The sequence below is a fragment of the Mesorhizobium sp. M3A.F.Ca.ET.080.04.2.1 genome (assembly GCF_003952525.1).
In the GTDB taxonomy this organism is placed as follows: Bacteria; Pseudomonadota; Alphaproteobacteria; order Rhizobiales; family Rhizobiaceae; genus Mesorhizobium.
Genome location: NZ_CP034451.1, coordinates 4898031 through 4924095, shown reverse-complemented (window position 1 = coordinate 4924095; position 26065 = coordinate 4898031). Strand labels below are relative to the sequence as shown.

The 26065-nt window shown below is 64.1% G+C and carries 29 protein-coding genes; 16 read left to right on the top strand and 13 right to left on the bottom strand.

Annotated elements, in window-relative coordinates; genetic code table 11:
* Positions 1–85: 85 nt before the first annotated feature.
* From EJ074_RS23480 to EJ074_RS23450, 7 genes are all read right to left on the bottom strand, one after another.
* Positions 86–1264 (bottom strand): serine hydrolase, encoded by a 1179-nt coding sequence (locus tag EJ074_RS23480; RefSeq protein WP_095806213.1) that lies wholly within the window; start codon positions 1262–1264, stop codon positions 86–88.
* A gap of 25 nt (positions 1265–1289) precedes the next feature.
* On the bottom strand, positions 1290–2486 hold the full coding sequence (locus EJ074_RS23475) for a serine hydrolase (protein WP_129553822.1): 1197 nt from the start codon (positions 2484–2486) through the stop codon (positions 1290–1292).
* Positions 2487–2722: 236 nt separating this feature from the next.
* Positions 2723–3757, bottom strand: coding sequence for an extracellular solute-binding protein (locus EJ074_RS23470; RefSeq protein WP_095806215.1), 1035 nt, complete (start codon positions 3755–3757; stop codon positions 2723–2725).
* Positions 3758–3785: 28 nt separating this feature from the next.
* Positions 3786–4589 carry an ABC transporter permease gene (locus EJ074_RS23465; RefSeq protein ID WP_095806216.1) on the bottom strand — a complete coding sequence of 268 codons (804 nt, stop codon included), beginning with the start codon at positions 4587–4589 and terminating at the stop codon, positions 3786–3788.
* Entirely contained in the window at positions 4582–5505 is a 924-nt protein-coding gene (locus tag EJ074_RS23460) for an ABC transporter permease (RefSeq protein WP_095806217.1), read from the bottom strand. Before EJ074_RS23460 ends, EJ074_RS23465 begins: the two co-directional genes overlap by 8 nt.
* Complete coding sequence (locus EJ074_RS23455) at positions 5505–6599, bottom strand: ABC transporter ATP-binding protein (RefSeq protein WP_095806218.1); 1095 nt, start codon at positions 6597–6599, stop codon at positions 5505–5507. The genes EJ074_RS23460 and EJ074_RS23455 overlap by 1 nt, the downstream gene beginning before the upstream one ends.
* A gap of 125 nt (positions 6600–6724) precedes the next feature.
* Entirely contained in the window at positions 6725–8404 is a 1680-nt protein-coding gene (locus tag EJ074_RS23450) for an amidohydrolase (protein ID WP_129553821.1), read from the bottom strand.
* Between the two features lie 259 nt (positions 8405–8663).
* Here EJ074_RS23450 and EJ074_RS23445 point away from each other — a divergent pair, with 259 nt between their 5' ends.
* The 4 genes from EJ074_RS23445 (at position 8664) to EJ074_RS23430 (ending at position 12232) form a co-directional block, all read left to right on the top strand.
* The gene (locus EJ074_RS23445; RefSeq protein WP_095806220.1) at positions 8664–9317 is read left to right on the top strand and encodes a TetR/AcrR family transcriptional regulator; all 654 of its coding nucleotides are present in this window, start codon (positions 8664–8666) and stop codon (positions 9315–9317) included.
* A 23-nt stretch (positions 9318–9340) separates the two neighbouring features.
* Complete coding sequence (locus EJ074_RS23440; protein WP_095806221.1) at positions 9341–10372, top strand: histone deacetylase family protein; 1032 nt, start codon at positions 9341–9343, stop codon at positions 10370–10372.
* A 382-nt stretch (positions 10373–10754) separates the two neighbouring features.
* Complete coding sequence (locus EJ074_RS23435) at positions 10755–11465, top strand: helix-turn-helix transcriptional regulator (RefSeq protein ID WP_095806466.1); 711 nt, start codon at positions 10755–10757, stop codon at positions 11463–11465.
* Entirely contained in the window at positions 11462–12232 is a 771-nt protein-coding gene (locus EJ074_RS23430; protein ID WP_095806222.1) for a helix-turn-helix transcriptional regulator, read from the top strand. Before EJ074_RS23435 ends, EJ074_RS23430 begins: the two co-directional genes overlap by 4 nt.
* A gap of 42 nt (positions 12233–12274) precedes the next feature.
* Here EJ074_RS23430 and EJ074_RS23425 read toward each other — a convergent pair whose 3' ends face one another.
* From EJ074_RS23425 to motA, 6 genes are read right to left on the bottom strand one after another with little or no spacing between them, the layout of a single operon-like run.
* Positions 12275–12712, bottom strand: coding sequence for a hypothetical protein (locus EJ074_RS23425; protein ID WP_095806223.1), 438 nt, complete (start codon positions 12710–12712; stop codon positions 12275–12277).
* Between the two features lie 19 nt (positions 12713–12731).
* A complete protein-coding gene (gene flhB, locus EJ074_RS23420) occupies positions 12732–13814 on the bottom strand; it encodes a flagellar biosynthesis protein FlhB (protein ID WP_095806224.1) in 1083 nt (360 codons plus the stop codon).
* 21 nt (positions 13815–13835) lie between these two features.
* A complete protein-coding gene (locus EJ074_RS23415) occupies positions 13836–14852 on the bottom strand; it encodes a flagellar motor switch protein FliG (RefSeq protein ID WP_095806225.1) in 1017 nt (338 codons plus the stop codon).
* A gap of 43 nt (positions 14853–14895) precedes the next feature.
* Positions 14896–15276 (bottom strand): flagellar motor switch protein FliN, encoded by a 381-nt coding sequence (fliN, locus tag EJ074_RS23410; RefSeq protein ID WP_095806226.1) that lies wholly within the window; start codon positions 15274–15276, stop codon positions 14896–14898.
* 29 nt (positions 15277–15305) lie between these two features.
* Complete coding sequence (locus EJ074_RS23405) at positions 15306–16238, bottom strand: FliM/FliN family flagellar motor switch protein (protein ID WP_095806227.1); 933 nt, start codon at positions 16236–16238, stop codon at positions 15306–15308.
* A gap of 34 nt (positions 16239–16272) precedes the next feature.
* The gene (motA, locus tag EJ074_RS23400; RefSeq protein WP_095806228.1) at positions 16273–17145 is read right to left on the bottom strand and encodes a flagellar motor stator protein MotA; all 873 of its coding nucleotides are present in this window, start codon (positions 17143–17145) and stop codon (positions 16273–16275) included.
* Between the two features lie 146 nt (positions 17146–17291).
* Between motA and EJ074_RS23395 the strand changes: the two genes are divergently transcribed.
* From EJ074_RS23395 to flgH, 12 genes are all read left to right on the top strand, one after another.
* Positions 17292–18068 carry a DUF1217 domain-containing protein gene (locus EJ074_RS23395; protein ID WP_165350000.1) on the top strand — a complete coding sequence of 259 codons (777 nt, stop codon included), beginning with the start codon at positions 17292–17294 and terminating at the stop codon, positions 18066–18068.
* 6 nt (positions 18069–18074) lie between these two features.
* A complete protein-coding gene (gene flgF / locus EJ074_RS23390) occupies positions 18075–18797 on the top strand; it encodes a flagellar basal-body rod protein FlgF (protein ID WP_095806230.1) in 723 nt (240 codons plus the stop codon).
* Positions 18798–18801: 4 nt separating this feature from the next.
* Entirely contained in the window at positions 18802–20211 is a 1410-nt protein-coding gene (gene fliI / locus EJ074_RS23385; RefSeq protein ID WP_095806231.1) for a flagellar protein export ATPase FliI, read from the top strand.
* The gene (locus EJ074_RS23380; RefSeq protein ID WP_095806232.1) at positions 20192–20992 is read left to right on the top strand and encodes a hypothetical protein; all 801 of its coding nucleotides are present in this window, start codon (positions 20192–20194) and stop codon (positions 20990–20992) included. The genes fliI and EJ074_RS23380 overlap by 20 nt, the downstream gene beginning before the upstream one ends.
* A 94-nt stretch (positions 20993–21086) precedes the next feature.
* Positions 21087–21467 carry a flagellar basal body rod protein FlgB gene (gene flgB / locus EJ074_RS23375; protein ID WP_095806233.1) on the top strand — a complete coding sequence of 127 codons (381 nt, stop codon included), beginning with the start codon at positions 21087–21089 and terminating at the stop codon, positions 21465–21467.
* Between the two features lie 2 nt (positions 21468–21469).
* Complete coding sequence (gene flgC / locus EJ074_RS23370) at positions 21470–21889, top strand: flagellar basal body rod protein FlgC (protein ID WP_095806234.1); 420 nt, start codon at positions 21470–21472, stop codon at positions 21887–21889.
* On the top strand, positions 21886–22215 hold the full coding sequence (locus tag EJ074_RS23365; RefSeq protein ID WP_129553820.1) for a flagellar hook-basal body complex protein FliE: 330 nt from the start codon (positions 21886–21888) through the stop codon (positions 22213–22215). Before flgC ends, EJ074_RS23365 begins: the two co-directional genes overlap by 4 nt.
* 9 nt (positions 22216–22224) lie before the next feature.
* On the top strand, positions 22225–23013 hold the full coding sequence (gene flgG / locus EJ074_RS23360) for a flagellar basal-body rod protein FlgG (RefSeq protein ID WP_095806236.1): 789 nt from the start codon (positions 22225–22227) through the stop codon (positions 23011–23013).
* A gap of 6 nt (positions 23014–23019) precedes the next feature.
* Positions 23020–23544, top strand: a complete 525-nt coding sequence (gene flgA / locus EJ074_RS23355) for a flagellar basal body P-ring formation chaperone FlgA (RefSeq protein WP_095806237.1) — start codon at positions 23020–23022, stop codon at positions 23542–23544.
* A gap of 149 nt (positions 23545–23693) precedes the next feature.
* On the top strand, positions 23694–24782 hold the full coding sequence (locus EJ074_RS23350) for a flagellar basal body P-ring protein FlgI (RefSeq protein WP_245454887.1): 1089 nt from the start codon (positions 23694–23696) through the stop codon (positions 24780–24782).
* Positions 24783–24790: 8 nt separating this feature from the next.
* On the top strand, positions 24791–25348 hold the full coding sequence (locus EJ074_RS23345; RefSeq protein WP_095806239.1) for a MotE family protein: 558 nt from the start codon (positions 24791–24793) through the stop codon (positions 25346–25348).
* On the top strand, positions 25345–26049 hold the full coding sequence (gene flgH, locus EJ074_RS23340) for a flagellar basal body L-ring protein FlgH (RefSeq protein WP_095806240.1): 705 nt from the start codon (positions 25345–25347) through the stop codon (positions 26047–26049). Before EJ074_RS23345 ends, flgH begins: the two co-directional genes overlap by 4 nt.
* Positions 26050–26065 lie beyond the last annotated feature (16 nt).

Sequence of the window (26065 nt, the reverse complement as noted above, 5' to 3'; positions counted from 1 at the left end):
GATGCCGGCCGCGCCAACCGCGCTGTTTTCACCTGGCAGAGAAGGTCCACAGGAAACAGCGACATGGGATCAAGAGTCGACGGTCTCAGACCATCCCGCTGAGCGCCTCGAAAAACGCCACGAGAGCGAGGTCGAGCCCGTTGTCGACTGGCTCCGCCTGAGACGACATCTTGGCGATGACCACCTCGGTCTTCGGGTTGACGTAGAGCCATTGGCCATGGATGCCGATGCCGCAGAAGGCGCCGCTTGTCGCGCCGGTCTGGTACCATTTGTTGCGGTAGCGCCCCTTGGGAAACAGGAACGCCATGGTGCCTCGTTGCCAGGCTTCGTGGCTGCCGCCGGCGGTGATCGTGTCGCGCACCCAGTCTTCCGGCACGATGCGGCGGCCGTTGGCCGTGCCGCCCTGCCGCATCATCTCGCCGATGCGGGCGAGGTCGCGCGGCGTCATCGACATACCGCCGGCGGTACGCGCCGTGCCTTCCATGTCGACCGTGACCGACATTTCGCTGGCGGCGCCGAGCGGCCGCCACAGTTTCTCGGCCAACAGATCGCCGATGCGCTTGCCCGACGCCCGCTCCAGCAGGATACCGAGCAGGTCCGAGTTGGGCGAGCGGTAGCGATAGGTCAAGCCGTGTGGCTCGGCGAGACGCGGCAGCGTCAGCAGGAACGCCGCAAGGCTTTCCAAACCGCCGCCGGGGTTCCACAGGGTCGCACGGCGATAGCGGGCGAAAGCGTTCTCGGGATCGAGATAGTCCTCGTCGAAATCGAGGCTGACGCTCATGTCGAGCACATGCCTGACCCTCGCATCGCCATAGGCCGAGCCTTTTGCCTCGGGCATGTATTGCGTCACCGGCGCTTCAGGATCGAACAGGCCCTCGCCTTCCAGGATGCCGGCGAGAATCGCCGTCACCGACTTGCTGATGGAGAAGACGATATGGCGCGCGCCGAACGCCATGTGCGGTGTCGACCAATCGCCGACCATGCGGCCGGCCTTCATGATCGTCAGCCCGTCGGTATCGGAACGATTGAGGAGGGCTTCGACGGTTTCTGCCCCGCCGGCCAAAGCGAGCTCTTCTTCGAGCAGCGCACCGAGAGGCTTTGCCGGCTCCTCGCCATCCGGTGCGGCTGCAACAGGCACGCTCGGCACCAACTCGCCGACATTCTGGAACGACCATTGGCTGAACGGCCTCAGCCGCCAATTGTCGAGCCGCACATCCTTGCGGGCAAAGCCATAATTGATCTCGAACGCAGTGTTGCCGGCCACGATCTTGTCTTTCTACAGCGAGACGTCAGGCCAGTGCGGCGGCCATAGCGTGCACGGCCTTCAGCGTCGCCACCGAATAGGCGATGTTGGTGAAATCCGGATAGCTCGAAAGCTTCACCACCACCATCCTGTTGCCCCAGTCGATATGGATCAGCTGTCCGAACACACCGCGGCACATCAATGCGCGCGAGCGCGGATCCTCGATCCAGAACTGGTTGCGATAGCTGCCTTCCGGCAGGCTGGGATTGAAGGTGGACGCATGCTTGCCGCTGCGCGTCGCCTCGATCCATTCGCCCGGGATCACGCCGCCCCCATTGTCGAGGATCAGTTGGCCGAAACGGCCATAGTCGCGCAGCGTCGCGTTGAAGCCGCCATCGGCCACCGCGTAGCCGGCGCTGTCGACGGTGAAGCAGGCGCTCTCGTCGGCGCCGAGCTTCTGCCAGAGCTCTTCCGAGACAAGCTGCGCCAGGCGCTTTCCGGTGACCCGCTCCATGACGAAGGCGAGCACGTCCGTCTCGATCGAGCGATACTGGAATGCCTCGCCATGCTCCCGCACCTTGTCCTTCAGCCGCAGGATGAGTTCGAACAGATGCGACGGCCACTGGAAGTCGGGATCGCTGTCCGGCGGGATCGGCTTCCAGCCCGTGGCGACATCGACCTGGCCGATTTCGGAATAGCGATCGGTATACTCCTCGCAGAAGCGCACGCCGGTCGTCATGTCGAGCACGTGCTGCACGCTTGCGCCTTCCCAGCCCGTCGCACCGAGTTCCGGGAGATAGTCTGTCACTAGTTTGGCGGGATCGATCAGCCCGCGGCCGACCAGGATGCCGAAGACCGAGCCGGTGATCGACTTCGCCATCGACTGCGACAGATGCAGCGTGCGCTCGTCCATGCCGTTGAAGTAGCGCTCATAGGCGATCTTGCGGTCCTTCAGCACCAGAAAACCGTCGGTGTAGGTCTCGTCGAGCAATGCGGCGAGCGTCGTCGCAGCACCGTCGCTGTCCAGCACCGGCAGTTCGTCGAGGTCGACCTCGGCCCGCTCGAAACGATGGCGGTGGCCGCTGCCGCGCCAGACCTCGGCGGTCGGCAGGAATTCGCGGATGTGCTGGAAGGCCCAGCGGTTCCACGGCGGCCGGTCCCACTCCAGCTTCGGCAAGACCATTGCCGGCGGCGAGCCCTGCATGATCGGCGGTCGCGGATCGGAATTTCGGTACGACTGCATGAGAATTTCCTTGCCGCATGTGACCACCGCTCTCCTGTTCGCCGCGGTGAGGAGCGGCCAGCACAGCGGACGAAAAGTTCTCGAAGGGCCTTTCCAGTGACGAACACCCGAAGCCATGGCGACAGCAGTGCCGCCAGGCAGATCAGGGGCGGCGCGACGCTGCGAGTTCAGCGCCGCCCCTCATCCGGCCCTTCGAGCAGCCTTCTACCCGCAAGCGGAGAGAAGGAAGAGTGCTGCTACTTCTGAACGTCCGTCCAGATGCGTGTGTAGAGTTGCTGCACCTCGGGCGAGCAGGGGGTGATGAACTCGCCCACTTTTTCGAACTCCGGCGGCACTACCAGTTCGGGCGCATCCTTCATATCATCGGGCATAAACGCCTTCGACCCCTTGATGCCATTGGCATATTTGGCGAATGCGGAGATCATGGCGGCATTCTGGGGATCCATGATGAAGTTCATGAAGAGCTTTGCGTTCTCGACATTCTTCGCATCTTTCAGGATGGCAACACTATCCATGAAGAAGGGGAAGCCCTCCTTCGGGTAGCCGAACTTGACATCGGGGTTCTTGATGCGCGAGCGCATGATGGCGCCGTTCCAGTAGTAGACGGCCGAATAGTCGCCGGCCGGTAGCTTCTCGGTCACGCTGTAGTCCATGGCCAGCCATTTCGGCTTGGCCTCGACGAGCTTGTCGCGCACTTTTTTGAGCAGTTCCTTGTCGTCCGTGCACCAGTTGCCGCCGAGATACTTGATGGCGGCGAACATCACGTCGTTCATTTCCGGTGCGACGTTGATCTTGCCGACCAGTTCCTTCGGCGGATCGAGGAAGATGGCGGAAGTGTTGATGTCGCCGCTATAAACCTTGGTGTTGACGCCTATGCCGGTCAGGCCCCACTGCCACGGAACCGTATAGTGACGGCCCGGATCCCAGGGAACGTTCACCCAGCGCTCGTCGACATTCTTGAAATTCTCCATCTGGTCGGGCCGAGCCTCGAGCAGAAGCCCTTCCTTCACCCAGATCGGCACGTAGTTGGCCGAAGGCACCACGATGTCGAAGCCGTGACCACCGGCGCGCACCTTGGCGAGCGCGGTGTCGTTGGAATCGTAGTCGGTGACCGTTACCTTGACCTTGTAGGTGTCCTCGAACTTCTTGATCATCTCGGGGCTGGTGTAGTCGCCCCAATTGAAGATGTTGAGTTCGCCTCCCGCATACGCACTTCCGGCAAAAGCAAACAATGCTAATGCCGCCGTGGCTGCCGTTGTCTTCCATTTCATTGCTGTTCTCCCGTTTGGCAATGGTTGGTCATGGTTTGCGCCGATTGACGAAGTAGAAAACGGTTACGAGCACCACCGAGAGCGCCAGGAAAACCGTGGCGATGGCATTGATTTCCGGACTGGTTTCGCGTCGCAATTGGCCGAGCATGTAGGTGGGTAGCGTATCCTGCCCGCCGGACTTGACGAATTCGGTGATGACGACGTCGTCGAGCGAAATGACGAAGGCGAGCATGAGGCCGGCGATGATGGCTGGCCTCAAGAGCGGCAGCGTCACGAAACGGAAGGCTTTCCAAGGCGTGGCGTATAGATCGGCGGCTGCGCGCTCCAGAGTCAGGTCCATGCTCTCCAGCCGTGCCCGGATCGGCAGGTAGGCGAACGGGATGCAGAAGGCGGTGTGCGCTGCGATCAGATAGCCGAGCCCTGAATAGCCGGTCCAGACCTTGATGCGCGAGAACACGATTAGGAGCGCGACACCAGTGACGATCTCCGGCACCATCAGGGGCTGGTTGATGAAGGCGTATTTGAAGGTCAGGCCGGGATACGGCGGCGTGCGGGTCGTGGCCAGCGCAGCCATGGTGGCGACAATCGTCGAAAGCGCGGCAGCCGAGATCGCCAACACGAGCGATCGGACGGAGGCGTCTTGCACGGCCGAATTGTGCCAGGCCGAAATAAACCAGCGCAGCGAGAAGCCGTCCCAGCGCGACAGCGAATCCGCCGCGTTGAACGAATAGGCGACGAGCGCGGCCATCGGCAGATAGAGCGCGAAGAACGTCACAAGCGCCACGAAGCCAAAGCCGGGCTGCGCCTGTATGTCGAACGGTCGCTTAGCCATGGACGCCCTGCGAGCGGGAAGCGTTGCGCACGTAGAACAGCAGCGCAATCATCACCAGCGCCATCAGCGTGATCGAGATGGCCGCGCCCAGGGGCCAGTTGCGGCCCGCGCCGAACTGCAGTTCGATTAGGTTGCCGAGCATCATGTTCTTGCCCCCGCCCAGCACACGCGGAATGACATAGGCGCCGAGCGAGGGGATGAAGACCAGGATCGAGCCGGCGATGAGGCCGGGCTTGACCAGCGGAATGATGATACGGCGCAGAACCTGCCAGCGGCCGGCGTAGAGGTCATATCCGGCCTCGACCAGCCGGAAGTCGAGCTTCTCCATCGAGGCGTAGATCGGCAGCACCATCAGGGGCAGATAGACGTAGACCATGCCGAGCAGGATGGCTGTGTCGGTATTCATGATCTGCAGCGGTTGTTTGATAATGCCGAGCGCCATCAGCGCTGTGTTGACCAGGCCTTCGTTGCGGATCACCTGTTGCATGGCGAAGGTGCGGATCAGCAGGTTCGTCCAGAACGGAATGGTCACGAGGAAAACCCAGACCTCGCGCGTCTTCGGCGGTCGCGTGGCAATGAAATAGGCCGTGGGAAAGCCGAAGAGCAACGTCAGTACGGTGGTGTAGGAGGACAGGCTGATCGAACGCCAGAGGATGCTCAGGTGCGCGTCCGCCATGCCCAGCGTATCGTCGAAGATGTCACGCTGGAACAGGACCGATGTCCATCCGTCCAGCGAGAAGGTACCGAACTGCACGTCGCCGTAGTCGCCCTTCAGCATGAAGGAATAGGCCAGCATCACGAAAAGCGGCCCGGTGGCGGCCAGAAGGATGATGACGAGCGCCGGCGTCGACAGCAGCCAGCGCGTGCGCACGTCGCGCCGCTCCGCTTCCTTGGCGACTTGTTCCGCGCTGGCCATCAGTCCCTCAGCACCTGCGCTGCGTCGTTGCCGATCGAGATGCCGACCTTGTCGCCGCGCTCGAAGCCGCAGCCGGCGCTGCGCGAGTTCTGCTGGCGCACGGTGAACGCTTCGCCGCTGTCCAGGCGGACATGGATATGCGTATCGGTGCCGAAATAGACGATGTTTTCGACCGTGCCCGACAGGTCGCCCTTGCCGCTGGTCAGTTTGGCGTGTTCCGGCCTGACCACGACGGTGGCATCGCCCTTCGGCGTGAATCCTTCGGCCAGGGTCGCTTCGATCGTGGCACCGGATTTCAGTGTCGCTCGCGCCTTGCCATTGCCGATGGTGGCGATCGCCGCGGTGAGGAAATTGCTCTCGCCGATGAAGTCGGCGACGAAGCGTTCCGCCGGCTTGTCGTAAATGTCCCAGGGCGTACCGACCTGCAGGATCTTGCCGGCCGACATCACCGCGATGCGGTCGGACATGGTCAGCGCCTCTTCCTGATCGTGGGTGACGAAGATGAAGGTGATGCCGGTCTCGTGCTGCAGCCGTTTCAGCTCGATCTGCATCTCCTTGCGCAGCTTGTAGTCCAGGGCCGACAGCGGCTCGTCGAGCAGCAGCACCTTCGGCTGCGGCGCCAGCGCCCGGGCCAGCGCCACGCGCTGCTGCTGGCCGCCCGAGATCTGGCTGGTGCGGCGCCCCTTCAGCGCCTCCATCTTGACCAGCTTCAGCATCTGGGCGACGCGCGCCTCGATCTCGGCTTTCGGCTTGCCGAGCATTTCCAGGCCAAAGCCGATATTTTGCGCCACCGTCATGTGCGGAAACAGCGCGTAGCTCTGGAAGACGGTGTTGACCGGGCGCTTGAAGGGCGGCAGCGGCGCGATGTCCTGGCCATGCAGCAGGATCTCGCCAGCGGTTGGGAAATCGAAGCCGGCGATCAGTCTCAGCAGCGTCGTCTTTCCGCATCCGGACGGGCCGAGCAGCGTGAAGAACTCGTTCTCGCGGATCGACACCGAGACCGTGTCGAGAGCGGCTACCTCGTTTTCACCGGTTCCAAATACCTTGCGTACACCGCGAACTTCAATCGCGTTCTTATCCGGTTGTTCCGGCACGAGTACCCCATTGAGAGAGCCTGCTCTTGGCGGCAGATTTGTTCCTGTTCGATTGTCACCATAAGCCAATCGGCTTGGCAACTGCGGAGCTTCACTGGACCTAGAGAGCAATTCCTGTGCCATCGTCAGGCCTGATAAGTGATCCTTCCACCACAGATGGTGGTCGCGGTTCGAACGGTGTGCAACGCTTCCGGCGCGGTCTTCTCGATATCGGCCGACAAGACGACGATATCGGCGAGGTATCCGGTTCTCAGGCGCCCCTTGCGATGTTCCATGAACTCGGCATAGGCGCCCTCCACGGTGTAGGCGGCAAGCGATTCATGCAGCGAGAAGCGCTGGTCCGGATCGGTTTCTGCCCACGATTTGCGTGTCATCGCCGCCTGAATGGCTCGGATCGGATCGATCGGCGATACCGGCCAGTCAGAAGCGAAGACGACATGGGCACCCGCTTTCTTCAGGGTTCGCCAGGCATAGCTCAGCGGCCAGCGGGCCTGCCCGATGCGCGCCACGGTCGGCTGCAGCGGAAAATCCATGGCCCCGGGCGCATGCGGCGGCTGCATGGAAGCGACGACTCCGAGTTCGGCGAAGCGCGGCACGTCGACCTCGGTGATGACCTCGATATGTTCGATGCGGTGCCGGCTGTCGCGCTTGCCGTTCGCTCTCTCAGCCGCTTCGTAGCCGTCAAGCACGGCGCGTACGGCGCCGTCGCCGATCGAATGCACCGCGATCTGCAGCCCGCGTTTGTCGATGGCGGTGGCGAGATCGACGAATTGCCGGGGCGTGAACAGCGGCTCGCCGGCCCAATCCGATCGGTCGGCATAGGGCTCGATCATGACAGCCGTCCAGGAATCGAGCACGCCGTCATAGAACACCTTGACGATGCCCGACGACAGCCATTCGCTGTTGTAACGCTCGGCCATGGCTGAGGCCTTGCCGAGCATGTCGAGCGTCATGAAATTCTTGTAGTGGAACGGGACCTGCACGCGGCAGGGCAGGCCTTCCTCGGCCTCGATCTCGGCCAGCAGTTCGAGCTGGTAGAGGTTGCCATCCATGTTGTGGATGGAGGTGATGCCGTGGCGTGCGCACCAGGCAAGTCCCCGCCGCATGATATCGCGGTCGGCGGCACGTTCTTCCACCGACGGCATCGTGTCCGGCTCACCGCCGGTGGACAGCCCCAACCGCACACGCCCCTCGCCGGCAAGCTCGAGCACTGGACCGAACGCCTCGCCCTCGCGCAACTCGCCTTCGGCCATACCGTCGTCGCCCATGACGATTTCATTGCCCGGACCGAGCTCGCGCCCGTGCAAAACCCCTGCCCTCTCCAGCGCCCTGGTGTTGGCCCACATCGTGTGGTGGTCGGGAGCGGCCATGACGAAAGGCCGGTCCGGCAGGATCGCATCGAGATGGTGGCGCGTTATCCTCTCGCCATCGAGCACGGTGTAGTCGACGCCCTGTCCAACCAGCATCTTGGCGTCGGGGCGCGCTTGCGCGTAGTCGCGGATCGCCTTTTGCAGCGTTTCGAAACCGTGGACGCCAGCCAGTTGCAAATGGGCAAGCTCGGCCGCACCCGAGAACAGATGCATATGCGCTTCGATGAACCCCGGCAGGACGGACCCGCCCTGGGCGTCGACAACATTGGTAGACGGTCCCTTCAGCTCTTCGACTGCTGCACGGCTGCCGATGGCAATGATGGCGCCGCCCTTGACGGCAACGGCCTCGGCGGCGGGATTGTCAGCGTCCATGGTCAGCACCGGACCGTTGATGACGATCAGATCGGCATGTTGACCCGCACCCGTGACAGACATCGCGACTCCGCGCTTTTGACGGCTGGCTGAGACCGACGCCCGTTGTGCCCAACCACCTGCACTCCGCCGGAGCGGCGGTGTCGGACAAGAAATGATGCCGGCACGCCGTCTTCGAAATTCCCCTTGTTATCCTTGGAGACAGCGTTGATAAAGAATGCGACTAATCATTCGCGTTTGTCAACGTTCGGAATTTCGAATGTATTGTGGACACCACCCTCCGCCTGTTTTGGGACCGGGCGGGGAACGAGGACATCGAGCAGTGAAGCGCAGTTTCGACCGCAAAACCAAGATAGCGCTCGAACCGCGCAAGCAGCCGCGGCAGCAACGGTCGAGCAAGGTGGTCGACAGGATTCTCGACGCGGCGCTGATCTTGACGCGGGAGCAAGGGACCAGGACACCGACGACACTTGCGATCGCACAGCGTGCCGGCCTGTCGGTCGGTTCGGTCTACCAATATTTTCCCAACAAGGAAGCCATTCTTCTCGACCTTGCCCGGCGCTGGCTGTCGTCCTTCCCCGAGGTAATAGCCAAGCGCATCAAGGTCGCTCCGCCCACCAACCGCGAAGAGTTTCGGCGGGAAGTCCGCAAGCTCTTCATCGATACATCCAGGCTCTATCTCGAAAACGCCACCCTGATGCCGGTGATCGAGGCGATATCCGGCAACGCCGATCTCAGGCCAATTCAGAACGAATATGACGACCAGATCATCGCTCTGTACGCCGCATGGCTGCAGCATGTGAACCCGGCTCTCGAAGGCAAGATCGCCAGCCGGCTCGGCCTGGTGATGATGGAAGTCGGGCATGCCTGCCGGCTCGTGGGGCTGAAGAGGGATCGCAGGACGTTCGACCTCATCGAGGACGACGTGGAAGCCATGTGGCTCGCCCTATTGAGCCCCTATCTCAACCTCGACTAAGCCCCCGTTTGGAAAGGAATTTCATGAAGACTGTCTATTCGCCTTTCCATGCCGGGCACGCAGGGCAGATGGAACTGGTTACGTCGCAGATCGTGCCGGGTTTCGAGAAGCCGTCGCGGGCGGAATTCATCAGGGCGCGGGTGGAGAGAGAGAAGCTCGGGCCGATCATCGGGCCGGTCGAGCACGATCTTGCGGCCGCCAAGCGCGTCCACGAAACCGACTACATCGATTTTCTGCCGACGGTGTGGCCGGAATGGGTCGCCGCCGGCTTCAAGGGTTCGGCCATGGGTTTCGCCTGGCCGACGCGCGGCCTGCGCGGTAATGTGCCGCCCAAACGCATCGACGCCTTGCTGGGCTACTATTCCTTCGATGCCGGCGCCACCTTCGTCGAAGGCACCTGGGCCGCGATCAAGTCCTCCTATGACGTCGCCCTGACCGCGGCGGCGCTGGTCAGGGGCGGCGAGCGGAGCGCCTTCGCGCTCTGCCGTCCGCCCGGTCATCACGCCGGCGCTGCCTTCATGGGCGGCTACTGCTTCATCAACAACGCCGCCGTGGTCGCGCAATGGTTCCGCGACCAGGGCGCCAGGCGCGTCTCGATCCTCGATGTCGACTACCACCACGGCAACGGCACGCAGGAGATCTTCTATCGCCGCGGCGACGTCCAGGTGCTCAGTCTGCACGGCGACCCGATGGTCGAGTACCCCTTCTTCCTCGGCCATGCCGACGAACGCGGCGAGGGTGAAGGCGAAGGCTTCAACGTCAACTATCCGATGCCCTTCGGCACCGGTTGGGGCGCATGGAGCGCTTCGCTGGAAGACGCCTGCGCCAAGCTTGCTGCCTATGCGCCGGACGTCGTCGTGGTGTCGCTTGGCGTCGACACTTTCGAGAAAGATCCGATCAGCCAGTTCAAGCTGAAGAGCGAGGACTATCCCAGGATCGGCCGCCGCATCGCCAGGCTCGGCCTGCCGACGCTGTTCGTCATGGAGGGCGGCTACGCGGTGGAAGAGATCGGCGTCAACGCCGTCGGCGTGCTGACCGGCTTCGAAGATCGCTGACGCATCGGGCGAAGGACGAGCCCTCCACGGAGCATCCGAGCGGAGATTTCTTCGCCGCCAGGCAATATAGCCCCGGCTACTGAGTCGCGTCGCGAGTCCATCAGATTCGATTTTGTCAAATCGCGTTTGATGTCGGATTCATCTGCGGGTAGATTAGACCCGAATCAGCCGGTCCACGGGGGGCGCGGCGACCACCCAAAGTCTCAAGTTCCGGCATACGGCCGGTACCAGACGCGGACGGCTTCGCGTTCCCCAAAGGATTCGGCTTGATTGGGCGCTGCGCGCCCTTGTGTGTGTCTTCGTAAACGTGACGCGTTTCGGGTCCGGGCGCTGGCCGATGCCAGCACCGGGCACAGGGATCGATTCCGGCCAGAATATCAAAATGAGCAGTCCCGCCGCGCTTCTCAAATCCGATGCATCAGGTTCACGCCTTGCGTCCCGCGGCGATCTCACCGGCTTCTTCATGCAATTGGCCGCCGAGATCGGCGCCGACAGCTACATGCTGGTTGCCATCGTCCACGACGAGGATCGCAACGATGCGCGCATCGTCGCCTCGAATTGGATCTTCGACGCGATCGAACTGATCGGCAAAAAGCTGATCGCCGGCCTCGCGCTCGGGCCATTGACGGCCGCTCCCGGCACACGCCCGAAGGCTCTGGTGGCGGCGCATGCGCCCGACGCCGGCACCCTGCTGACCGGCGAGGAGGCACGGCTGCTCGACGTGCTCGGCCATGCCGAAGTCTATTCATTGCGGCTCAATGTCGGTCGTCAGCGCCTGTTCGCGCTCTTCTCGGCCGCGGAGCCCGGCAAGATCGACCTGCCGGCGCTGATGAAGGCGCAACTGAAATGCTGCTACGCGCTGTCGGACATCCCGCAACTGATCGCCGCCGCCGCCATGCAGGATCCGCTTTCCGACCGCGAGCGCGAATGCCTGTTCTGGGTGTCCGAAGGCAAGACCACGGATGAGGTGGCGCTCATCCTCGGCGTCTCGTCCAACACCGTCAACAGCTACATCACCCACGCCATCCAGAAATTCGCGGCCAGCAACCGCGCCATGGCGATCGCAACGGCGATCAGGAGCGGCATCATTTGAAACACGCGCATATCAAAGCGACCGCCGAAGCTCTGTTCAACGATCAGCGCAATCCGTTCGGCGCCTTCTCCCTCGGCTCCGAGACCCATCACGCGGTCACGGTTCCGGACGCCGTGCGGCGCTGCCGCTGGATCGCCGTCGACATTAACGCCTCCGCCTTCGGACTGTTCTTCGTCAGCCCGTCGCTCGAGCGGGCGCGCCTCGTTGCCTGCTTCGATTCCGACTACCCTGCAACGGCCGTCGCAACGAAGTTCATCTCCGGCGCCAATGGCGAGGAGATGGTCCGCCACAGCCGCATCTCGACGGCACCGCGCTGGTGGGCCGACGATGTCATTGCCGGCTCGCAGCACACCCTCCAGAACCTTGCCTGGGCTGAGCGCACCGTAGCTCTTGCGCCCGGCACGAACGGAATTGCCTTCCCGGTCCACGCCGAGCGCGGCCAGTGTGGCCTGGTGGTTTTCCTGGGGTCGGAAATGACCCTGTCCGACGACATCATGTATGAGATCCATGCGCGATGCTTCACGCTGTTCGCCGCGGTCGCCCGCATCCGGCCGAGCGATGCCGGTAGGACGCGGTCGATTTCCAAGCGCGAGCTCGAATGCCTGAAGCTGACCGCCAATGGCAACACCAGCGAAGAGATCGCGAAGCTTTTGAAGCTCTCGGTCCACACCGCCAACCAGTATCTCACCCAGTCGACGCAGAAGCTCAATGCCGTCAACCGCAACCAGGCGGTGGCCAAGGCGCTGCGGCTCGGCCTGATCGAGTAGGCCGCTCAGGCCAAAGCGTTCGAAAGCTCTTCGAAATCTTTCTTACGGACAGGCGAGCGGCTCGCTCTTACGCAGGCGGGCCTGTTCGACGGCATCCTCGAGCAGCGCGGTGTTGTGCTCCGGGGTTTCGCCCGGCTTCTCGAACGACACGTAGTTGACCACCACCGAGGCTCCGTGTTCGTTCAGCGTCAGCTGGAAATAGATAGTGACGCCGCGCGGTCTGAGTTCGAGATCGAGCACGATGCGCGGATGGCCGCTCCAGTCGACATGCGCTTCGCCGCCATGGCCAAGCCTCAGCGTGCCCGGCTGGAAGAAGAGCTCGGCCGCCGAGTCCACCAGATCCGACAGGCAGGCGAAATGCTCCAGCCGGATGAAGGCGATGTAGTCGGCGACCTCGATCAGCCTGAGTTCGCCCACCACGCCTTCGATGGCCTTGGCGACGATGAGCTCGCGTGAATTGGCGTGTGGTTGCCGGTTCATGGATAGAAGCAGCTTCCGTTCATGAGGTTACTCTGCGCTCGGCCTTTTTCGAGTAGACGATCCGCACCAGCTCGGCCACGGCCTGGTAGAATTGCGACGGGATCACGCTATCAACCGAAACTTGCTTGTACATGGAGCGGGCGAGCGCGACGTCCTCGAAGATCGGAATGTTGTGTTCGGTTGCGATCTCGCGGATCTTGAGCGCCACCAGATCCTGGCCCTTGGCGACGACCACAGGAGCGGAGTCTTCCTCGCGCACATATTTCAGCGCGATCGAATAGTGTGTCGGGTTGGCGATGACCAGCGTTGCTCGCGGCACCGCCGTCATCATGCGCCTGCGCGCCCGGTCGCGCGCCAGCGAGCGCAGGCGGGACTTCACGATCGGGTCGCCTTCCGACTGCTTCAGCTCGTCCTTCACTTCCTGCTTGGTCATGCGCAGGTCCCGCCGCCAGTGGAAGCGCGACCAGACCAGGTCGGCCACCGCGATCAGCCCCGTGACAAAGACGATCGCCACCAGGATGTCGACGGCGATGCCGCGGATGACCATGCCGAACGCGATCGGATTGGTGATCATGCCGGCGAGCAGCTTGCGATGATCTTCCGACAGCGTGAAGGCAAGCACCGCGATGGCAAAAGCGAGCTTGGCCAGCGATTTCGCGAACTCGACGAGGCCCTGCACCCCGAACAGCCGGCTCCAGCCCTTGGCGATCGAGATGCGCGACAGCTGCGGCCTGACGCGCTCGCCGATGAACTGCGGAAGGTTCTGGAACACCGAGGCGCCGACGCCGGCGACCACCAGCAGCACCAGCAGGCTCACCACGGCCCGGCCGATCTCGATCAGCACCTGCTTGTAGAGCGCGATCACGTCGGTCTCGGTGTCCATCGGCCAGGCCTCAGGCTTTGCCAGGAACATCGACAGGAACATGCCGAGGTCGACGATGGCGTCCTTGGCGTAAAACACGGTGAACACCAATATGGCCAGGAAGGAAGCGAAGATCGCCGTCTCGCGCGAATGGGGCAGCTTGCCCTGCTCGATCGTGTCGCGGATCTTCTTTTCTGTGGCTTCCTCGGTTTTGGAATCCTTGTCGACCGCCTCAGCCATGGTGTCCTGACCGAATTGTCGTCAGGCAGCTTCGGCCGGGCTTTGCGTCGACGGAAGCTCGAAAGCCCCCTCGCGCGACAGCCGGACGGTCGCCACCGCGATGGTCTTGCGGGCCGCCATGATGTCGGCCAGCGCGATGCCTTCCGACCCTTGTCCGAGTTCGGATTCGATCATGCGCCGCGAGCGCGCGCCGATCGCCGACAGCACGGATTCGGTGAGCGCCGGCGGCGCGCCGCGCAGCGCCAGCGTGACGAGTTCCGTCGACAGGCCGTCGAACAGCAGCACGCGCGCCTTCTGCGTCAGCAGCGGCAGATCGTCGAAGGCAAACAGCCGCGACTTAACCCCGGCTAGATCGGGCGTGCCGGCTTCCTCCAGATCCTGCATGAGCTCGTCGAGTTCCGGCTTGGCCATTTCATTGAGCAGGCTGGCGACGCGCTCCTGACCGGCCGAGGTGTCCTTGGTCGTCTTCTCGGACAGCACGCTGGCGCGCAGCTGGTTCTCGACGATCCTGGTTGCCGCGTCCGGAATGTTGGCCATCGTCACCATGCGCTTGATGATCTGGCTGCGCATCGGCTTTTCCATGGTCAGCAGCACATTGGCGGCCGCCTGCGGCGCAAGCTTCGACAGCACCATGGCCGCGGTCTGCGCATGCTCGCCCGCCAGATAGGTCCCAAGGCGCGACGGCTCTAGCTTTTCGAGGTCCGGCCAGATCGGTGGCGGCCCCTCGGCCACGGGCTCGAACTTCCTGTCGCCCATGATGGCGCTCATCTCTTCGGGCGACAGAGACTCGTTGAGGATCGTGTCCATCCTGTCGGCGGAATCGAGCAGGCCGGCACCCTCGGTGAACTCGGCTTCGAATTCGGCGACAATGCGCTCGAGATCGTTCTGGGGAATGGTGCGCAGCAGCCGGGCGCCCTCGATCAGCGCCTTCAGCTCTTCCTGCTTGAAGAATTTGAGCAGCCGGCTGGCCGAGGGCTTGCCCATCGCCACCAGTATTGCGGCCGCCTTCTGCGGACGCGTCAGCGTCAGATTCGTCATCCTGCCTGCCCCTGCCCTCGCCGCATGCGTCCGCCGTCCATGTCTATGCGCTCTTGGCCGCGGCGATGATCTCGGTCAGCCGGATGCCGAAGCGGGAGGGATCGTTCTCCAGAACCGTGATTTCGCCGCGCGCGATCTTGCGGCCGTTGACCACCACGTCGACCGGCTCGCCGATGCGGCGATTGAGCGCCACCGTCGAGCCCTTTTGCAGCGCCATCAATTCCGAGACCGGCATCTCGGTGCTACCGAGAATGATCTGCACGTCGACCGGAATGCTCATGATGATGCCTGAGGTGGCGCCCGTCGGGGAGGAGGCGTCGGGGCGCCTCTCTTCCTCCCGAAGCACGCCGCGCAGTTCCTCGATCGCGCGGTCGAGCTGCTCGTTGGGCTGATCCGGTTCGGCTTCCAACTGGGTCTGTGCCATGCGTCGTCTCCAAGAATTCCGGCCTGGCATCAGCCAGGTATCAGTCCGTCGATGAAGTCCTGTCCGGCATCGAAGGGATGCCTGATGCGGACGGTGTAGTTTTGTCCGAGCTTTCCGAACTCACAGACGAACAGCGTCCTGTCGCGGGCGCTGAGCCTTGCCTGCGCGTGCGCGTGTTCCTCGAATTCGATCACCTGGCCGGGTTGGAAGCCGTCGAGATCGCCAAGCGTCAGTCTGGCCAGCGGCATGGTGGCTTCCAAACGCACCGTCGAGCGCATGACCTCTTCCGAGAAGCGTGCCCGCCAGTCGCCCGTCTGATCGTCCTCGCCGCTGTGGGCCGTGGCGCCGCGCGTGGCCAAGAGAATACGCTGCGGGATCATCACCGTGACCGTGCCGGTGTCCGTCGGGGTTGAGACGCCGAAGACGATGCGGATCGAAGCGCCGTCGCGCAGCACGCGCCGCCTTGCCTCGATGCCCGACATGGCCCGGGGCACCGGCAGGCGCAGTTCGAGCGAACGGCGCCCCGACCCGTTCAGCGCCACTGCCACCTCCTGGAATACCATCGTCGCGACATCGGTCTCGATCTGCGACAGCTCGCGTTCTATGGGGGACACGGGCTGATCGGGATCGCCGCCGAACAGGGCGCAGACCATGACCGCAATCGCTGGCGCGTCGATCACCAGGGTCATGGCATCGGCCGATGTCGGCGACGGAATGATGGTCATGGCGAAGGTTTCGCCGGCGCGCGAGCGCGCCTCGGGAACACGGCCGACTTCCACCGCCTGCAGGTCGACCGTGACCGGTGCGCCGAGTTCGCCGGCAAGGGCTTTCTGCAGCAGCGGCAGCGCCCGTTCCGCCATGCCCCGTCCGACGCCGATCACCTGCGCGGCCTCGCCGCTGTCGCCGACGAGACGCTCGATGATCAGGGCCCGGGTTTGTGACGGACTGCCCGGACTGGTCATGACGGCAAGCGGTCCTGACTGTCTTCGCGCATGATCAGGCCGCCTTCTTCTCGGCGCCCGTGTTCATCGTGCTCTGCTCGACGGCGTCGATCGTCGGCCGCTCATAGGACGAGATGGTCTTGCGGCCGAACTCGATCGCCACCTGCGGCAGGGCGCCGTTCATGTAGGCAAGCAGCGTCTGCTTGACGATGATGTAGAGGCGGTTCCTCTTCTCGCGCACCGTCTTGATCTTGGTGGCGACCGGACCGACCACCGCATAGGAGAGGAAGATGCCGAGGAAGGTTCCCACCAGCGCGGCGCCGATCAGCCCGCCGAGGATTTCCGGCGACTGGTCGAGAGCCCCCATCGCCTTGACCACGCCGAGCACCGCGGCCACGATGCCGAGCGCCGGCAGGCCGTCGCCCACCGCCACCATGGCGTGATAGGCCTTGAGCTTGTCGGTGCGGATGGTCTGGATCTCTTCGTCCATCAGCGCCTCGATCTCATGCGAGCGGGCATTGCCGATGATGATGATGCGGCAATAATCGCAGATGAAATGCGTGAGGTCGTGGTTCTTCAGCACGGTCGGGAATGCCTGGAAGATGGCCGACTCGTCCGGGTTGTCGATATGCGCCTCGACCTCGCTGCGCGATTTCGACCGCAGCTCGCGCATCAGGCTGTGCAGAACGCCGAGCGTCTCGAGATAGTCCCGCTCCTTCGGCACTGCCTGCTTGAAGGCTTCCAATATGCCCTTGCCGGTGTCCTTGACGGTCTTCATCGGATTGGCGACGAGGAAGGTGCCGAGCGCGGCGCCGCAGATGACCACCGCTTCCCAGGGCTGGACCAGCACGTGGAGGTGCCCGCCCATGGCCATGAAGCCGCCGAGGACGCAGCCGAGCGTCACCACAAGTCCGATCAGAATGCCCACGACAGGTCCTTCCGCATGTCACGTCGTCGGATCAGGCTAGTCTTCGTGCCTTGTGTGAGGCTTGAATCCTGCTCCGGAACCCGATTCAGCTTCGCGCAAGGAAACCTGGCTATCGTTTCGTCATAGCTTCGGCCGGAGGCGCCCGCGTGTTGAACACCTATACGAGCTACCAGCTCATCGCCAAGGACATTCCCAAGGCCATCGATCAGGTCGAGTCGCAGCCGGCCGTGAAACGCGAGACCGAGTACTATCTCGCCAACATCGGCAACGCCAAAACCATCGACGATTTCGTCGGCAACACCCGCCTGTTCAACTATGCCATGAAGGCATTCGGACTCGAAGACATGGCCTATGCCAAGGCTTTCATGGTCAAGGCGCTCAAGGAGGGCGTCTCCGACGAGGACAGCTTCGCCAACAAGTTGACCGACAAGCGCTACGCCGAATTCGTCAAGGCGTTCAACTTTGCCGCCCATGGCGAGACCGCCACGATCTACACCTCCGCCCAGCAAGGCACGGTCGACAAGTACATGCGCCAGACGCTGGAGGAAAACGCCGGCGAGACCAATCAGGGCGTTCGGCTGGCGCTCTACTTCCAGCGCAAGGCGCCCACCATCACCAACTGGTACGACGTGCTCGCCGACACCGCGCTCTCCAGCGTGGTTCGCACCGCGCTCGGCCTGCCCGATTCCTTCGCCTCCGCCGACATCGACAAGCAGGCGCAACTGTTCGAGCAGAAGCTCGACATCGCCGATTTCAAGGACACGGACAAGCTGAGCAAGTTTCTGACCCGCTTCACCAGCCTGTGGGAGATCAACAACCCCACATCCACGGCGCAGACGTCGGTCGGCGTGTTGTTCGCCCAGCCAACCACGGTCGGCATCTCCACCGACCTGATGATGGCCATGCAGAAGCTGAAGTTCTGAGGCATCATGCAGGACAGTCTCTACGTCGCCCTCTCCTCGCAGATCGCGCTCGAGCGCCGCCTCGACACCATCGCCGACAATGTCGCCAACGCCTCCACCATCGGCTTCCGCGCCACGGGCGTGAAATTCGAGGACGTGGTTTCCGGCACCGGTCTGAAGTCGGTCTCCTTCGCCTCCTCGGGCAAGACCTATCTTTCCACTGCCCATGGCTCGATGACCGAGACAGGCAATCCCTTCGACTTCGCCATCCAGGGCGATGCCTGGTTCGCCATCCAGACGCCGGCGGGTACCGTCATGACCCGCGACGGCCGTTTCTCGATGAACGAGAATGGCGAACTGATGTCGATCGAGGGCTATCCTGTGCTGGACAGCGGCGGCGCGCCGATCCAGCTCGATCCGCGCAACGGGCCGCCCAAGGCCGGCGCCGACGGGTCGCTGCGGCAGAACGAGCAGCTGGTCGGCGCCATCGGCCTCTACACGTTCGATCCGGGCGAGAACTTCGTCCGCTACGGCAATTCGGGGATCGTTCCCGCGCGCACTCCGGAGCCGGTCACCGACCGCTCCGACGTCGGCGTCGCGCAAGGCTTCCTGGAAGAATCAAACGTCAATCCGGTGCTGGAGATGACGCGGCTGATCATGGTTCAGCGCGCGTTCGAGAACACGGCGGCGCTGATCCGGCAGACCGACGCTTCCAGCGACGAAGCCATCAAGACGCTCGGCTCGAAATAGCGGCATGGCCACCGCACCTTCCTTGATACGCGCTCCTGAGAAGCCGGCGGAGGACCGGCTGGCCGGGCTCGAGCGCATCTGGCGGCGGTTCGACAATCCGCAGACGCTGCTCAGCCGCGGCGGCCGTGTCAGCGAGATCTCTCCCACCCACTACAAGGTGCGCGGGCTTTCCGACATTGCCCGGCTCGGCGATATCGTCGAGCAGCGCGGCAACGCCGGCAGCCGCCGCGGCGAGATCGTCAAGATCGGTCGCGACGAGGTCGTGGTCGCGCCGTTCGAGCGCAGCGCCGACGCCGGCATCGGCGACGCCGTGTTCCGTCGCGGCCCGCTCGCGGTCACCCCGCATGCCTCCTGGCGCGGGCGGGCCATCGACGCACTGACCCGGGCGATCGACGGCGGCCCGCCGCTGATCAGGCCGAATGCCGCCTATGATGCGGAGGCTGCTACGCCGGGCGCCATGTCGCGCCAGCGCGTCGGCACCGGCTTTCTCACCGGCGTGCGCGTCATCGACATCTTCACCCCGCTCTGTTTCGGCCAGCGGCTTGGCATCTTCGCCGGCTCCGGCGTCGGCAAGTCGACGCTGCTCGCCATGCTTGCCGGCTCCGAGGCCTTCGACACGGTCGTCGTCGCTTTGATCGGCGAGCGCGGCCGCGAGGTGCGCGAGTTCCTCGAGGATACGATCGGCGTCGAAAGCATGGCCAAGACCGTCGCCGTCGTCGCCACCAGCGACGAGAGCGCCATGATGCGTCGGCGTGCGCCCGACACCGCCATGTGCGTGGCCGAGCATTTCCGCGACCAGGGCCACCGCGTCCTTCTGGTACTCGATTCGATCACCCGCTTCGCGCACGCCTTGCGGGAGGTGGCGACTGGGACCGGCGAGCCGCCGGTCGCGCGCGGCTACCCGGCCTCGGTCTTTACCGACCTGCCGAAGCTGCTCGAGCGCGCCGGACCCGGTGCCGAGGGCCCCGGGGTTAGAGGCAAAGGCTCGATCACCGCCATCATCTCCGTGCTGGTCGATGGCGACGACCACAATGATCCAGTGGCAGACTCGGTGCGCGGCATTCTCGATGGCCATGTCGTGCTCGACCGCTCGATCGCCGAGCAGGGTCGCTATCCGCCGGTCAATCCGCTGTCGTCCATCTCGCGTCTCGCCGACAAGGCCTGGAGCGCCGAACAGCGCATGCTGGTGACCCGGTTGAAGTCGATGATCTCGCGCTTCGAGGACACGCGCGACATCCGCCTGCTCGGCGCCTACCAGAGCGGCGCCGACGCCGAGCTCGACATCGCCGTGCGCCAGGTGCCGCTGATCTACGAAGCGCTCACGCAATCGCCGAGGGACCGTGCCTCGGCGGATCCGTTTGCCGACCTCGCCCGCCATCTCAAGGGGAAGCTGAATGGCGATCAAGGAAACTGAGCTTCAGTACACCGAGCGCCTTTTGCGCGAGATGATCGCCGAGGCCCGGGCCGCAGAGGAAGCCGAAGCAGACATTGCCAGAGCTGCCAACGCGAAGGCTGCCCGCGCCATGGCTGGCAGGGCCGCCGCCATTCTCGCCAGGGCAACCAGGCCTCCCCTGCCCAGGGCTCCGCAGCCTGAGACCGTCGAGACCATGCAGGCCAGCCGCGAGTCGCTGATCGATGGGCTGTTTCCGCGCACCGATTGGCCGCAGCCGCCGCGATCCGAGTTCCCGCGCCTGACAGACAAGACGGCCGACCGGCGCAGCGATTTCGTCATCGCCGCCCTCGGCATCGCGCTCGGCCTGATCTGTGCGCTGTTTCCGTGGTACATCTTCTTCAATCAGGACCAGTTCGGCGTGCAGGCGATCAAATTCGGCGGCAGCGGCACCAATGACGGGCGCGTTGCCGGCGAATCGCAGCTGGAGAATCGAGGGGCGCCGCCGACGTCAAAGAACGTTCCCGATCTCGACCTGCTCGCCACCGGCACCTTGCAGGACGAGCCGGAAGACCCCGACAAGGCGCCCGGGCTCGACGAACAGCCCTTCCCTGCCGCGGTTTCGGAATTCAAGATGGTGCATGTCGCCAATGGCCGCGCCATGATCGAGGACGACACCGGCCTGTGGATCGTTCAGCGCGGCTCGGTGCTGCCCGATTCCAGCCGCGTCAGCTCGATCGAGCAGCGCGGCGGCAAATGGGTCATCGTCACCAGCACCGACAAGGTGATCGAGCTTTCCAGGTAATCGACGGTGGACAGCGCTGGCGGCTGCGGCCTGCCGCGCAAGGTCCGCGCAAGACTGGCCACCTAGTCTTGTGCGCACTCGCCCGGAGATTCCCATGGAACCCGTCAACCTATTCGATCTCGCCACCAGGCAGTCGCAGTGGCTTGCCGTTCGTCAGTCCACGGTTGCATCCAACATCGCCAATGCCAACACACCGGGCTACACGGCAAACGATGTCGAGCCGTTCGAAAAGGTTCTGGACCGGACCGCGGTCACGCTCAGCGCCACGCAGTCCGGGCATCTTGGCGCCGAAACGGCCAATGCCGGTTTCGCCGTCAAGCCGCAGGAGGACAACGGCTCGATCATGCCGTCGAAGAACACGGTGGTGCTCGAGGACGAGTTGATGAAGGCGGGCGAGATCCGCCGCTCCTTCGAGCTCAACACGGCGATCGTCAAGGCCTTCCATTCGATGCTGACGATGGCGGCGAAGGGCTGACGATGGACGCGCTGACCGCAGCCCTCAAAGTCGCTTCGTCCGGCCTTGGCGCCCAGTCGGAGCGCCTGCGCGTGGTGTCGGAAAACCTCGCCAACGCCCAGTCGACCGGCACCTCGGCGGGCGCCGATCCCTATCGCCGCAAGACGATCACCTTCGCTTCGGAGCTCGACCGCGCCACCGGCGGCTCTCTGGTCGAGGTCAACTCGATCGACCGCGATCCATCGGACTTCCCGGTCGAATTCCAGCCCGGCAACGTGGCTGCCGACGAACGGGGATATGTCAAGATGCCCAATGTCAACGTGCTGGTCGAAATGGCCGACATGACGGAGGCCAACCGCTCCTATGAGGCGAACCTCCAGGTCATCAAGCAGGCGCGCGATCTGATCTCCATGACCATCGATCTGATGAGGAACCAGTCATGATCGGCGGTATCGGCGCGCTGCAGTTCAAACCGGCAATCGATGGCGCCGACGCGGCGGCGCCTGGCCTGCTGCCTGGCGGCGTGGGTCCGCAAGCCGGCGAGAGCGTCGGCAGTTCCTTCGCCGACCTTCTCAGCCAGGCCGCATCGAAGACGGTGGGCACGCTGCAGAACGCCGAACAATTGTCGATCCAGGCGCTCAAGGGCGATGCCGACACGCGCCAGGTGGTCGATGCCGTGATGAGCGCCCAGCAGGCGCTGCAGACGACGATCGCCATCCGCGACAAGGTCGTCTCCGCCTATCTCGAAATCAGTCGCATGAATATCTAGGACCGCGTCATGAAAGCCCTTGCCATCGCCGCGACCGGCATGAATGCCCAGCAGACCAATCTCGAGGTCATCGCCAACAACATCGCCAACATCAACACCACCGGCTACAAGCGCGCCCGAGCCGAATTTTCGGACCTGCTCTACCAGGTCGACCGCACGCAAGGGGTGCCCAACCGCTCGAACACCTCGCTGGTGCCGGAAGGCGTTTCCATTGGTCTCGGCGTCAAGACCACGGCCGTGCGCAACGTCCACACCCAGGGCGAGCTGACCAGCACCGGCAACAGCTTCGACCTGGCGCTGACCGGCAGGGGCTGGTTCCAGATCGAGGGCGCCGACGGCGGCACGCTCTACTCACGCGCCGGCGCCTTCAACACCAACGCCACCGGGCAGTTGGTGACCGTCGACGGCGCCAACGTGATCCCGGCCATCACCGTGCCGACCGACGCGGTCGAGGTCATCGTCAACAAGACCGGCCAGGTCTTCGCCCGCATCGAGGGCCAGACCGACCTCCAGCTCCTCGGCCAGCTCCAGCTCGCCAATTTCGCCAACGAGGCCGGCCTGGCGCCGCTCGGCGACAACCTGTTCCAGGAGACGGCGGCCTCCGGCCCGGCCAATGTCGGCGTGCCCGGAGATCCCGGCTTCGCCACGATCGAACAGGGCTATCTGGAGTCGTCCAACGTCGATCCGGTCAAGGAGATCACCGAACTGATCTCGGCGCAGCGCGCCTACGAGATGAACTCCAAGGTGATCCAGGCTGCCGACGACATGGCGTCCGTGGTTTCCAAGAACATCAGGTAGCGCACCATGGCGAAGCCGATCTCCTGCTCCGCATTCCGCTGCGCCGCGCTGGCACTGGCGCTGGTCGCCGGCGGCATGCCGGCATTTGCGCAGGACTCGGACGGTCAGTCGGCGAACCAGATCGCGGCCGGTCAGGCGGCCGGCGAAGCGGTGCTGATACCCAATCGCGTCATCTATCCCGGCGAGGCCATCGAGCTCGCCGCGCTCCAGCAGGTGACGCTTATTGCGGGCAAGCACAGACCGGACGGCATGGCGACACGCGCCGAGGAACTTGAGGGCAAGGTTGCCAAGCGCACCCTCGTGCCCGGCCGGTACATTCCGACAGCCGCCATACGCGATGCCTGGCTTGTCGAGCAGGGTGCCTCGGTGCAGGTCTACTTCACCGCCGGCGCGCTCACCATTTCGGCGACGGCCGTCACCTTGCAGCCGGGCGCTGCCGGCGACCTAGTCAAGGTCCGCAACGTCGACAGCGGCAAGATCATTTCCGGCACGGTGATGGCGGACGGCAGCATCAGGGTCGGCGCGTCGTGATGCGTGCATTGGCCATCCTGCTGAGCGCGGCAATCGGTCTTCAGCCCGCGCTCGCCGATGGGCTCACCCCCAAGGCCAAGCGCGAGCTTGTTTTGAAGAACGGCACTGCCTCCAGCGATCCGGAATACGACCCCGAGACCACCACGCGCATGTTCCGCGTCTCGACCGGGCCGAGCACGCTGCCGCCCGGCCAGGTCGCCGCGCGCATCAAGGACATCGCCCAGCTGCAGAGCGCGCGCGACAACCAGCTCGTCGGCTACGGCCTGGTCATCGGCCTGGCGGGAACCGGCGACAGCCTGCGCAACTCGCCTTTCACCGAACAGTCGATCCGCGCCATGCTGGAGAATCTCGGCATTGCCACCGAAGGCGGCAGCGCGCGCGCCAAGAACGTCGCCGCCGTCATCGTCACCGCCAACATGCCGCCCTTCGTCCAGTCGGGCGCCCGCATCGACATGGACGTCTCCTCGATGGGCGACGCCTCCTCGCTTGCCGGCGGCACGCTGGTGATGACGCCGCTGAAGGCTGCGGACGGCGAGATCTATGCCGTCGGACAAGGTTCGGTGATCGTCGGCGGCTTCAGCGCCAAGGGCCAGGCCGAACAGCTGACACAAGGCGTTCCGACCGCCGGTCGCGTGCCGAACGGCGCCATAGTCGAGCGTTCGGTGCCGGCCGAATTCGACGACCAGGGCGTGCTGACGCTGCAATTGCGCAATCCCGATTTTTCCACCGCCATCCGCATTGCCGACGCCATCAACGACTATACGTCGCAGCGTTTCGGCATGCGCGTCGCCGCCGAGCGCGACGCCCGCACCGTGCAGATCAGGCGGCCGAAGAACGTTTCCGCTGCGCGCTTCTACGCCGAGATCGAAAACCTTGTCGTGGAGTCGGACGCGCCGGCGCGTGTCGTCATCGACGAGCGTACCGGGACCATCGTCATCGGCAACAACGTCAGGATCTCGCGCGTGGCCATCAGCCACGGCACGCTCACCGTGCGCATCACCGAAGCGCCGAAGGTCGTTCAGCCCGCGCCCTTCTCCAAGGGGCACACAGCGGTCGAGCCCTTCACCGCGATCGAGGCGACCCAGCCCAATGCCCGCGTCGCAGTGCTCGACGGTCCCGATCTCGAAACGCTCGTCTCCGGCCTCAACCGCCTCGGCGTGAAGCCCGACGGCATCATCGCCATCCTGCAAGGCATCAAGTCGGCCGGTGCCCTGCAGGCCGATCTGGTCCTCCAATAGGCACGCCGATGATCGACCTCTTCTCCCCGAACAAGCATAGCCTGCTCGCCGCCGCCGTGCTTGCCTTGATGGCCAGTGCCTCCGGGCATGCGGAGGAAGTGCGTCAGGTGCTGCCCGGCGGCCAGGCGCCGGCACAGCCGGGCCAGCTGGCACACCAGAAGGCACCGGACGAAAGCGAGATCCAGCGCTTCTGCTCCAACATCGCCGACGCCGCGCGCGACCGCCGCTATGCCTTGCAAGCCGAGGAGCTGAAGCAGCTTCAGGCCGGCGTCGACGAGCGCATCAAGGCGCTGGAGGAAAAGCGCGCCGAATACGAGCAATGGCTGAAGCGCCGCGAAGTCTTCCTGGCCCGCGCCGAGGACAGCGTCGTCAAAATCTATGCCGGCATGAAACCCGACGCCGCGGCGGAGCGCCTGGCAATGGTCAATGCCGAGCTCGCAGCCGCCATTCTGATGAAGCTCGATTCACGCAAGGCCGGCGTCATTCTCAACGAAATGGACCAGAAGGCGGCGGCGGCGCTCACCGGCATCATGGCCAGTGCGGCGCGAAGGGTTGATCCATCATGAGAAGCAGGTTCCTCGTCCTTCTCGCCATCGCGGCACTTTCCGGCTGCGGCACCGACCTCAAGGAGGTCGGCCGGGAACCTGCGCTGTCGCCCGTCGGCTCCGGCATCGGCAATGGCGGCGTGGCCCCCTACAGCTACCCCGAGCCGCCGGCCGCACCAGTCAAAAAATTTTCGCTCTGGGACGACCGCCAGAGCCGGCTCTTCACCGATCCGAGGGCGCTGCGCGAAGGCGACATCCTGACCGTCAACATCAAGCTGAACGACAAAGCCAATTTCAAGAACCAGAACGACCGAAGCCGCACCGCGGCACGCAAGCTCGGCTATGACGTCATGCTCGGATGGGACGGCACGAGCACAAGCGGCAAGGGTGACGCCGGCCTGAGCTCCAGCACCGAAACCAATGCCGATGGCGAGATCAAGCGGTCGGAGAATCTGGAGCTCAACGTCGCGGCGGTCGTCACCGCGGTGCTGCCCAACGGCAACCTGATGATCAGGGGCTCGCAGGAGGTGCGCGTCAACTACGAGCTTCGCGTGCTGACCATCGCCGGCATGGTGCGGCCGTCCGACATTGGCGCCGAGAACACGATCCCCTATGAGCGGATCGCCGAAGCGCGCATCTCCTATGGCGGCCGCGGCCGCGTCAGCGAGATCCAGCAGCCGGCCTACGGCCAGCAAATCCTCGACCAAGTTCTTCCATTCTAGCACGGGGGCACCGCGG